Source organism: Curvibacter delicatus NBRC 14919 (assembly GCF_001592265.1).
Lineage (GTDB): Bacteria > Pseudomonadota > Gammaproteobacteria > Burkholderiales > Burkholderiaceae_C > Hylemonella > Hylemonella delicata.
The window spans coordinates 1-10,106 of sequence record NZ_BCWP01000064.1 but is presented as its reverse complement, the minus strand read 5'-3'; the positions used below and the strand labels follow the sequence as shown (position 1 = coordinate 10,106).

7 protein-coding genes and 1 pseudogene are annotated in these 10,106 nt (G+C 59.9%); all 8 read left to right on the top strand.

The annotated features are described in order from the left end of the window. The first annotated feature begins 128 nt into the window (after positions 1–128). Positions 129–1,400, top strand: coding sequence for a TolC family protein (locus CDE01S_RS17410; protein WP_066710662.1), 1,272 nt, complete (start codon positions 129–131; stop codon positions 1,398–1,400). After that, positions 1,397–3,022, top strand: a complete 1,626-nt coding sequence (locus CDE01S_RS17405; RefSeq protein WP_066710660.1) for an efflux RND transporter periplasmic adaptor subunit — start codon at positions 1,397–1,399, stop codon at positions 3,020–3,022. Before CDE01S_RS17410 ends, CDE01S_RS17405 begins: the two co-directional genes overlap by 4 nt. A gap of 11 nt (positions 3,023–3,033) precedes the next feature. Next, positions 3,034–6,210, top strand: coding sequence for an efflux RND transporter permease subunit (locus CDE01S_RS17400; RefSeq protein WP_066710658.1), 3,177 nt, complete (start codon positions 3,034–3,036; stop codon positions 6,208–6,210). A gap of 90 nt (positions 6,211–6,300) precedes the next feature. Further along, positions 6,301–6,618, top strand: coding sequence for a heavy-metal-associated domain-containing protein (locus CDE01S_RS18355; protein WP_084382974.1), 318 nt, complete (start codon positions 6,301–6,303; stop codon positions 6,616–6,618). Between the two features lie 52 nt (positions 6,619–6,670). After that, positions 6,671–9,010, top strand: coding sequence for a heavy metal translocating P-type ATPase (locus CDE01S_RS17395; RefSeq protein ID WP_084382973.1), 2,340 nt, complete (start codon positions 6,671–6,673; stop codon positions 9,008–9,010). A gap of 29 nt (positions 9,011–9,039) precedes the next feature. Continuing rightward, complete coding sequence (locus CDE01S_RS17390) at positions 9,040–9,495, top strand: SRPBCC family protein (protein ID WP_245636214.1); 456 nt, start codon at positions 9,040–9,042, stop codon at positions 9,493–9,495. 1 nt (position 9,496) lies between these two features. Next, positions 9,497–9,724: pseudogene (locus tag CDE01S_RS19100) on the top strand (DUF2789 family protein); the annotation flags it as partial. Further along, complete coding sequence (locus CDE01S_RS19095) at positions 9,725–10,078, top strand: thioredoxin domain-containing protein (protein WP_281179375.1); 354 nt, start codon at positions 9,725–9,727, stop codon at positions 10,076–10,078. Positions 10,079–10,106 lie beyond the last annotated feature (28 nt).

The window sequence follows — 10,106 nt, the reverse complement described above, 5'->3', positions numbered from 1 at the left end:
TATTTAGATTACAAAAATGTAATGCATCTGTCAGGTGTCTGTTGGCTTGCAGCACTGATACTGACATTTAGCGCCCGGTTAACCCCAGGCTGACCGCGCAAATCGACTCTCGGGACCATGATGGGTATATGAAGACTAGCCTCCGGTTTTTCCTTTGTGTAATTGCCTCGTTGCCGTTACTGGGTTCCCCGGCTGCCGCCCAGGAAACCAACCTTGGCGCGACGCTCAACGGCTTGCTGGACTATGCCCACAAAGGCAATCCCGAGTACGCCGCGATGCGGGCCGAGGTGGACGCGACGACCCAGCGAATCGAGTCGGCGGGGGCCTTGCCAGACCCGCGTTTCCGTGCCGAACTTCGGGACGTGACCCGCCAAGGGGAGCAATCCCTCATGCTGCTCCCTGGCCAGGTGGGCAGCACCCGATATCTCCTGATGCAGGAGTTTCCATGGTCCGGCAAAAGGGATCTGAAGCGAAACATTGCCGAGCAGGATGTCGAAGCAGCCCGGGGGCGCAGCCAAGGGACCTGGATCGAGATTTCAAGCCGCATCAAGGCTACCTATGCGCGACTCTATCTCCTGTATCGCAGTGAAAAAATCACACGCGAAATCATTGATTTGATGGCACGTCTGGAGGGCGTGGCACAGGCCCGTTACGCCGGTGGCCTGGCGGCCCAGCAGGACGTGATTCGGGCCCAGCTCGAGCAGTCTGCCTTGCACAATGAACTGATCGCGGTAGAGGTGGAGCGGCGTCAGCTAAAGGCACGTCTGAATGGCTTGCTGGCCAGGCCCGCCGGAGCTCCCCTGGCAATGCCAGTGGCACTGCGGCCGATGCCATCGCCAGCGCAATTGAACCTCTCCGGGCTGGAGGAGCGTGCCCTGGCCCGCAATCCGCAACTCAGTACCGAGGAGTCCCGCATCCGTGCTGCCCAACTGAGCAGGGACCTTGTTCTGAAGAATCGTTACCCCGACATCACGTTGGGTGTTTCTCCCATCCAGTACCAAGGGACTGTGAAGGAATGGGAGCTGATGATTGAAATGAATATACCGCTGCAGCAGTCATCCCGTCGAGCTCAGGAGAGGGAGTCTGAAGCCATGCTGCAGGCAGCCCAAGCGCGTAAGGAGTCTGCCACCTGGCAACTGCTGTCTGATCTTTCGGAGAAAGTGGATGCGATCGATGCCGCCCGTCGTACGGAGAACCTCGTGGTGACCCAATTACTACCCCAGTCGGAATTTACTTATCAGGCGGCTTTGGTGGGGTATGAGAACGGCAAGGTGGACTTTGCGACGCTGCTGGATGCCCAGCGGCAGATCCGCAAGGCCAGACAGAGTCAGCTGGAGTCCCAGGTGGAAGCGCAGTTCCGGCTGGCTGAAATCGAACGAATCATTGGAGAAGATATATGAGTGTCAGGTCCAAATGGCTGATCGCCGCGCTGGGCGTCAGTTTTGTGGTCCTCATTGCGCTCGAAGTCCAGTATGGCTTCTTGTACCGAGGCCACGAGCAGCAACCGGCGGCGGCGAGCGGGGCGGAAACGCCGAATACCGCAACGTCCAAGCCTGCACGCAAACTCCTCTTTTACCGAAACCCGATGGGCTTGCCCGATACTTCTCCCGTGCCGAAGAAGGATCCCATGGGCATGGACTACATCCCAGTCTATGAGGGGGAGGATCAGGAAGACAGTTCGGCTCAGGCGGGCTTGATCAGGATCAGCACGGAAAAAATCCAGAAGTTAGGCGTGCGGACAGAGGTAGCTCGTGTCCAAAGGTTGGAACGCACGGTTCGTGCGGTGGGACGGGTCGAGCCCGACGAGCGCCGGATCTACACCATCTCGCCCAAATTCGAGGGTTATGTGGAGCGCCTGCACGTGAACGTTACTGGCCAGACAGTGGCCAAGGGTCAGGTACTCTTTGAGGTCTACAGCCCGGAACTGATCTCCGCGCAGCGCGAGTACCTGATTGCTTTGCAGGGCCTGCAGTCGTCACAAGGATCTGCGGATTCGGTCCAGTCGGGCATGCGTCGCCTAGCCGACTCCAGCCTACAGCGCCTGCGCAACTGGGATATCTCGGAGGAGCAGATATCCCGCCTGACGCAATCAGGAGAAGTTCGCCGCACGCTGGCATTTCGCTCCCCGGTCCAGGGACTGGTGACGGAGAAAAAGGCCGTGCAGGGCATGCGTTTCATGCCGGGCGAAGCGCTGTACCAAGTCACCGACCTCGGCGCTGTCTGGGTCGTGGCCGATGTGTTCGAACAGGACATCGGTCTCGTGAAGACTGGTGCCAAGGTCAAGGCGACGATTAATGCCTATCCTGACAAGGCGTTTTCGGGGACCGTCACCTATGTCTACCCCACGCTCAATCCTGAGACGCGCACGATCCCTGTGCGCATTGAGCTGTCCAACCCCGGCATGCTGCTTAAGCCAGCCATGTTTGCGCAAATCGAACTATCGGTCGGAACACGCACACAGACGGTGACGGTGCCCAATTCGGCGGTCATCGACAGCGGAACGCGGACGCTCGTGCTCGTCCAGGTCGGGGAGGGGCGCTTCGAGCCGAGGGAGGTCCGCCTAGGCCGGCGCGCCAGCAATGAGGTGGAAGTCCTGGAAGGCGTACGCGACGGCGAGTTGGTCGTCGTAACTGCCAATTTCCTGATTGATGCCGAGAGCAATCTCAAGGCCGCCGTCAGCGGCTTTGGCCACACGGGTCATGGTTCCAGTGCAGATGCCGGGCAGAAGCCGTCAAGCGAGATGCCGAAAGCGGCAGCAATAGGTCATCGGGCGGAAGGCGCGATCGAGTCCATCGATCTGAAGAGCGGCACAGTCGAAATCAGCCACGGCCCCGTACAAAGTCTCAAATGGCCGGCCATGTCGATGGAGTTCGCGGTCGCCAATAGTGGCCTGCTACAGGGTTACAAACCTGGCGACATGGTGGCATTCGAGTTTGTCGAGCGTAAGCCCGGTGAGTGGGTGGTGACGGCATTGCGCCGTGCCGCACCAGCGCATGATGCAGCCGCACACAAGAGTCGCTAACGGGAAGAAAAATGCTCGCCAGAATCATTGATTGGTCGGGGCGCAACCGCTTCCTGATCCTTCTTGCAACCCTGTTCGTTGTCGCGGCCGGCATCTATGCGGTGATCCGCACACCGTTGGATGCCCTACCTGACTTGTCCGACGTGCAGGTCATCGTCTATACAGAGTATCCAGGACAGGCACCGCAGGTGGTCGAGGATCAGGTTACCTACCCTTTGACAACAGCCATGTTGTCGGTGCCCCGATCCAAGGTGGTGCGGGGATTCTCATTCTTCGGTGCTTCTTTCGTTTACATCATCTTTGAGGATGGCACCGATATCTACTGGGCACGTTCGCGCGTGCTGGAGTACCTCAATTTCGCCGCCGGACGCATGCCAAAGGGTGTGACCCCGCAGATCGGCCCCGATGCGACCGGCGTGGGTTGGGTATATCAATACGCTTTGCTGGCGAAAGACCGTAGCTTGGCCGAGTTGCGCAGCCTGCAGGATTGGTACTTGCGTTATCAGCTGACCAAGGCTCACGGTGTCTCTGAAGTCGCCTCCATCGGAGGTTTTGTCCAGACCTACCAGGTCACGGTCGACCCGGTAAAGCTGCGCGCCTATGGCATACCCCTGAGCCGGATTTCCCAGGTGATCCGCGATTCCAATCGGGACGTGGGCGGACGGGTCATTGAAATGGCCGAGACAGAGTACATGGTGCGCGGTAAGGGCTATCTGCGCGGCGTGTCTGATATCGAAAACCTGGCGCTACGCAGCGAGAAGGGGACACCGGTGCTGGTGCGCGACGTCGCACGGGTGGAACTCGTACCCGACGAGCGACGCGGCCTGACCGAACTCAACGGCGAAGGCGAAGTGGTTTCCGGCATCGCCATGGCGCGCTACGGCCAGAACGCCCTGGAGGTCATCCACAACCTGAAGGAAAAGGTCGCAGAGGTCTCCTCCGGCCTGCCCTCGGGGGTGACGATCGAAGCGGTCTACGACCGCTCCGACCTGATCCACCGGGCCATCGACACCCTAAAGCGGACCCTACTGGAGGAATCGCTCATCGTTGCCTTGGTGTGCGTGGTGTTCCTGTTGCATGTGCGCTCGGCGCTGGTGGCCATCCTGATGCTGCCGGTGGGCGTGCTGATCGCCTTCATCGCCATGCGCCTGCTGGGCATGAATTCGAACTTGATGAGTCTGGGCGGGATTGCGATTGCCATCGGTGCCATGGTCGATGCCGCCATCGTGATGATCGAGAACGCGCACAAGCATCTGGAACGGCTGCCGCCGGACCATACCACCAGTCAGCGCGGGGAAGCCATGCTGCTCGCTTGCAAGGAGGTTGGGCCGGCCTTGTTCTTCTCGTTACTCATCATCACCGTCTCGTTCCTGCCGGTATTCACCCTGGAATCGCAGGAAGGACGGCTGTTCTCTCCCTTGGCTTACACCAAGACGTTTTCCATGGCCGGGGCCGCACTGCTGTCCGTGACGCTGGTTCCGGTCCTGATGATGTTCTTCATCCGCGGCAAGATCATGCCGGAGGCCAAAAACCCGGTGAATCGGGTCCTGATCTGGCTGTACCGCCCCATCATTGCCTGGGTGATGGTCTGGAAAAAGACGACTATCGGGCTTGCCCTGCTGGCACTGGGCATCACCCTCTACCCGGCCTCCCAGTTGGGTTCCGAATTCATGCCAACGCTCAACGAAGGCACTCTCTTGTACATGCCTTCCTCGCTGCCTGGCATGTCAATCACCAAGGCTGCCGAGCTGCTGCAGACTCAGAACAAGATCATCAAGAGCTTCCCGGAGGTGGCCTCTGTGTACGGCAAGGCTGGCCGCGCCAACACGGCGACCGATCCGGCCCCAACCGAGATGTTCGAGACGATCATCAATCTCAAGCCGACCTCAGAGTGGCGGGACGGCATGACGACGGACAAGCTGGTCACAGAGATGGATAAGGCACTTCAGTTCCCTGGTGTTTCCAATGCCTGGACCATGCCGATCAAGGCGCGTATCGACATGCTCTCGACCGGCATACGCACGCCGATCGGCATCAAGGTGTTCGGCAAGGACCTTGCCGAGATGGAGCGTCTGGCCAAGGAGATTGAAGCGGTCGTCAAGACGGTACCCGGCACCAGTTCGGCATTCGCCGAGCGCATCACTGGGGGTTACTACCTGAACATCGAGCCCGATCGCCCGCAGCTGGCGCGGTACGGCCTCAATGTGGGCGAGTTGCAGGAAGTCATCGGAACAGCGCTGGGTGGCGAAATGGTGACCACCACGGTCGAAGGGCGCGAGCGCTTTGGCGTCACCGTGCGCTACCCGCGTGAGCTGCGCAACGATCCGCAGCAGATCGCGACACAGGTGCTGGTGCCGACACCAGGCGGCGCCATGGTGCCGCTGGGGCAGGTGGCGACTCTTTCAATAGCCAAGGGTGCGCCCGGCATTCGCACCGAAAATGCCTTGCTGTCCGCCTACATCTACGTGGACATCCGGGATCGGGACATCGGTGGCTATGTGGCCGATGCCAAGAAGGCCGTGGCTGAGCGGGTCAAATTCCCACCAGGATATTACGCAACCTGGAGCGGCCAGTTTGAGTCCATGGAGCGGGCCATCCAGAAAATGAAGGTGGTCATCCCTGTGACGCTGGCGCTGATCTTCCTGTTGCTGTACCTGAACTTCAGGCGTCTCACCGAAACCCTGATCGTGATGCTCTCCGTTCCGTTTGCCCTGGTCGGCGGGATTTGGCTGATGTGGCTGCTGGGCTACAACCTGTCGGTTGCCGTGGCCGTGGGCTTCATCGCTCTGGCCGGGGTAGCCGCGGAGACCGGAGTGATCATGCTGATCTACCTGGATCACGCCTGGGAAGAGGTGAAGGCTCGGCGCCTGGCGACGGGGATGATCCCAAGGGCAGAAGACCTCTACGCGGCGGTGATGGATGGCGCCGTTGAGCGGGTGCGGCCCAAGATGATGACCGTGGTGGCCATCATGGCGGGTCTCTTGCCCATCATGTGGGGCAGCGGCACCGGGTCCGAAGTCATGAGCCGCATCGCCGCCCCCATGGTGGGGGGCATGATTTCCTCGACCATCCTCACGCTGGTCGTCATCCCAGCCATCTATGCCCTGGTAAAGCAGTGGCAACTGCGCCGCGAAGGAAATGCTGTATTACCGTCGGGGCAAATTCGACCTGAGTCGATGGGTGGATGACCAATCACCCACGATAGCGCTTGACATTGACATGATGGGAAGGTTTACCTTAGTGCTTGCGTCGATAGTGGCGCTTAACTGGAGAAACTTATGAGCTCGATTGAACTGGCAGTAAAAGGAATGACCTGTGGCTCTTGCACCAACGCGGTGCGCAAGGCCTTGTCCCGTGTTCCTGGTGTCGGCCATGTCGATGTGGATCTCGCGCAAGGGCGGGCGACAGTCACGTCTCTCGATGCAGGAAACCATCTGCAGGATATGCTGGATGCTTTGACTGAAGCTGGCTACGAGGGAAAGTTGGCTTCAGGCTCGTCGGTATCTATAAGCGAAGAATCATCGGGGCCCAGCACGGCGCATTGCGCCAGCACCAAAGCCACGCAACGCCAAGGTGGCTGCTGCTGCGGCCATTGAGTGAACTGTCGCGGCGGCGAGATTGTTTTATGACTGAAAGGAAGTTGAAGCCATGGACGAACACGCTCATCACGAACACCATCATCATGGTGAGAGGGAGCAGCCTTCCTCGACGCAGACAGAAGGTTTGAAGGATCCGGTCTGCGGCATGGCCGTCACCGCGCAGTCGGAACACCATCTCAGCCACCAGGGGCAGAACTACTATTTCTGCAGTGCGAAGTGCCAGGGCAAGTTCGCCGCTGATCCAGAGCGCTACGCAAGTCCGGTAGCCGCCGCCCCGGTGTCAGCGCCGGCGTCGATTGGGACGATTTACACCTGTCCCATGCATCCGGAGATCCGGCAGGACCATCCGGGCTCATGCCCCAAGTGCGGCATGACCCTCGAGCCTTTGCTGCCCGAGCTGGAAGAGGAGGACAACCCGGAGCTGAAAGATTTCCAGCGGCGCTTCTGGTGGACGCTCCCACTGACGGTGGTCGTAACGGTGTTGGCCATGTTCGGCCACCAGCTCAACTGGTTCGACATGGCACGACAGAGTTGGATCGAACTGGTCCTGTCCCTGCCGATCGTGTTGTGGGCTGGCTGGCCATTTTTTGAGCGCGGCTGGCAGTCGGTGCTCAACCGTAGCCCGAACATGTGGACTTTGATCGGTCTGGGCACCGGTGCAGCCTTCCTTTACAGCTTGGTAGCCACCATCGCGCCAGAGGTGTTCCCGGCTTCCTTCGTCGCCATGGGCCGTGTGGCCGTTTATTACGAGGCCACCGCGGTCATCATCTCGCTCACGCTGCTAGGACAGGTGCTCGAATTGAAGGCCCGGTCCCAGACCTCGGCTGCTATCAAGTCGCTGTTGGGTTTGGCGCCCAAGACTGCGCGGCGTATCCGTGCCGATGGTTCGGACGAGGACGTGCCTTTGACCCACGTGCATGTGGGCGACCGGTTGCGCATCCGGCCCGGAGAAAAGGTGCCGGTGGACGGCGTGGTGGAGGAAGGGAGCAGTGCGGTTGACGAATCGATGCTTACCGGGGAACCGGTGCCCGTGACAAAGCGGGTCGGCGACAAGGTGATCGGGGCCACCATGAATACCAACGGCGCCCTGGTCATGCGTTCTGAAAAAGTCGGTTCTTCGACTATGTTGGCGCAGATTGTTCAGATGGTGGCGCAGGCCCAGCGTTCCAAGGCACCGATGCAGCGCATGGCGGACATCGTGGCCGGGTATTTTGTACTCATGGTCGTTGCCATTGCGCTGCTGACCTTCTTTGTCTGGGGGTTCTTCGGGCCTCAGCCCAGTTGGGTCTATGCGCTGATCAATTCGGTTGCCGTCTTGATCATTGCCTGTCCCTGTGCGCTCGGACTGGCGACGCCCATGTCCATCATGGTGGCGACCGGCAAGGGCGCCACTCGCGGTGTGCTGTTCCGCGACGCAGCAGCCATCGAGCACATGCGCCGGATCGACACGCTGATCATCGACAAGACCGGCACTTTGACGGAAGGCCGGCCAGCCTTCGACCGTGCGGTTGCAGCGCCCGGTTTCGAGTCGGACGAAGTGTTGCGGCTGGCGGCCAGCCTGGATCAGGGCAGCGAGCACCCCTTGGCCGACGCCATCGTGCGCGCCGCCCGCGAGCGGGGTCTTTCTCTGGACAAGCCGGAGCAGTTCGAATCCGGATCCGGCATTGGCGTACGCGGACTCGTTGGTGGACGGCAGCTGGCGCTTGGGAATACAACCCTGATGCAGCAAGTGGGCGTCTCGGTCGAGTCCCTGGTTTCCCAAGCTGAAGCGCTTCGGGTAGAGGGCGCAAGCGTTATGCATCTGGCGGTTGACGGCCGCCTGGCCGGTCTGCTGGCTGTCTCCGATCCCATCAAGGCCAGCACGCCAGAGGCACTGGCGACCCTGAAGGCAGCCGGTATGCGCATCGTGATGGCCACCGGCGATGGCCTGACGACGGCTAAGGCGGTCGGCGCCCGCCTGGGGATAGACGAGGTGCATGGTGAAGTCAAGCCAGCTGACAAGCTCATTCTCGTGGAGAAGCTTCAACGTGAAGGCCGAGTCGTTGCCATGGCGGGCGATGGCATCAACGACGCGCCGGCGCTGGCAAAGGCGGATGTTGGTGTTGCCATGGGCACTGGTACCGACGTGGCGATGAATAGCGCGCAGATCACGCTGGTCAAAGGCGATCTGCGCGGAATTGCGGTGGCACGAACCCTGTCGGAAGACACCGTGCGCAACATGAAGCAGAACCTCATGTTTGCCTTTCTATACAACGCGCTGGGCATTCCGGTGGCCGCCGGCGTCCTGTATCCGGTAACCGGATGGTTGCTCTCGCCCTTGATTGCCGCGCTGGCCATGAGCTTCAGCTCGGCGTCCGTGATCGGCAATGCCTTGCGCCTTCGGCGATGAGACAGCAGGGAGAGAGACATGCCGAGGCTGTGGCGCTGATCCATGTAGCGCCGGAGCAGGTTTTTGCCAGGCTGGACGACCAACGGCAACTCGCGGCACACATGACCAAAGCGTCGTGGATGACCTTGGGCTCGAAATTCAATTTCGAGCTGGATGAGTTTCAGGGGCGTCGTATCGGCTCGATCATCCGAATGAACGGACGTATCGCGGGCATTGAACTCGGACTGGACGAGATCGTGAATGAATATGAGCCGCCCTTGCGCAAGGCGTGGGCTACGCTCGGCGAGCCGCGCCTGCTTGTCATTGGAGCCTATCGCATGGGCTTTAACCTGGCAGCAGAAGGTACGGGCGCGCGCTTGCAAGTCTGGATTGACTACCAACTGCCCAGCCGGGCGGCCCTGAGATGGCTGGGATGGCTTCTGGGTCCCGCCTACGCAGGGTGGTGCGTGCGAAAAATGGTTGAAGACGCAAGACGAGGTTTTTGAGATGGATGCCTTCTATCATCGATTTTCTGAGTTATTCGCTCAGCTTGGCCTCTCGCGTGAGCCAGCCGATATACGTGATTTCATCAAACGGCATTCGCCATTGCCTGCAGAGAGGCGGTTGGAGGATGCAGCGTTCTGGAGCGCCGCCCAAGCGGCTCTTCTCCGCGAGAAATTGATGGAGGACGCGGACTGGGCGGAAGTCGTTGATCAATTAAATGCCGCGCTCCGCCTGGCAAATGCGAGCGCTATCGAACCTACCGTCAGGGTTGTCTGCCTATGCGCGTCGTGGTGTGGTGTCTGTCGGGATTTCGTGTCTCAGTACCAGGAAACGATGCGGGCCACACCAAGTGTTGTTTTTGACTGGTACGACATTGAAGACGACGTTGAGCGGCTTGGTGATGTCGACGTCGAAAGTTTCCCATGCATTTTGATCGGGGTTCAAGGAGAACCGGTTTTCTTCGGTCCGATTACGCCAAACCGAGGTAGTTTGGAGTTGCTGATACAGCGCGCACCGAATATGACACCGCTGCCGCAAAGCCAAGTGGATCGAGACCGACTCGAGACCATCTTGCGTATCAAGTGAGTAAGTCAAAGAACTGATCCAGCAAGGC

Bases quoted from the DNA above. Each gene is read 5' to 3' on its own strand.
- CDE01S_RS17410 (WP_066710662.1), top strand. From the start codon at position 129: ATGAAGACTAGCCTCCGGTTTTTCCTTTGTGTAATTGCCTCGTTGCCG.
- CDE01S_RS17405 (WP_066710660.1), top strand. From the start codon at position 1,397: ATGAGTGTCAGGTCCAAATGGCTGATCGCCGCGCTGGGCGTCAGTTTT.
- CDE01S_RS17400 (WP_066710658.1), top strand. From the start codon at position 3,034: ATGCTCGCCAGAATCATTGATTGGTCGGGGCGCAACCGCTTCCTGATC.
- CDE01S_RS18355 (WP_084382974.1), top strand. From the start codon at position 6,301: ATGAGCTCGATTGAACTGGCAGTAAAAGGAATGACCTGTGGCTCTTGC.
- CDE01S_RS17395 (WP_084382973.1), top strand. From the start codon at position 6,671: ATGGACGAACACGCTCATCACGAACACCATCATCATGGTGAGAGGGAG.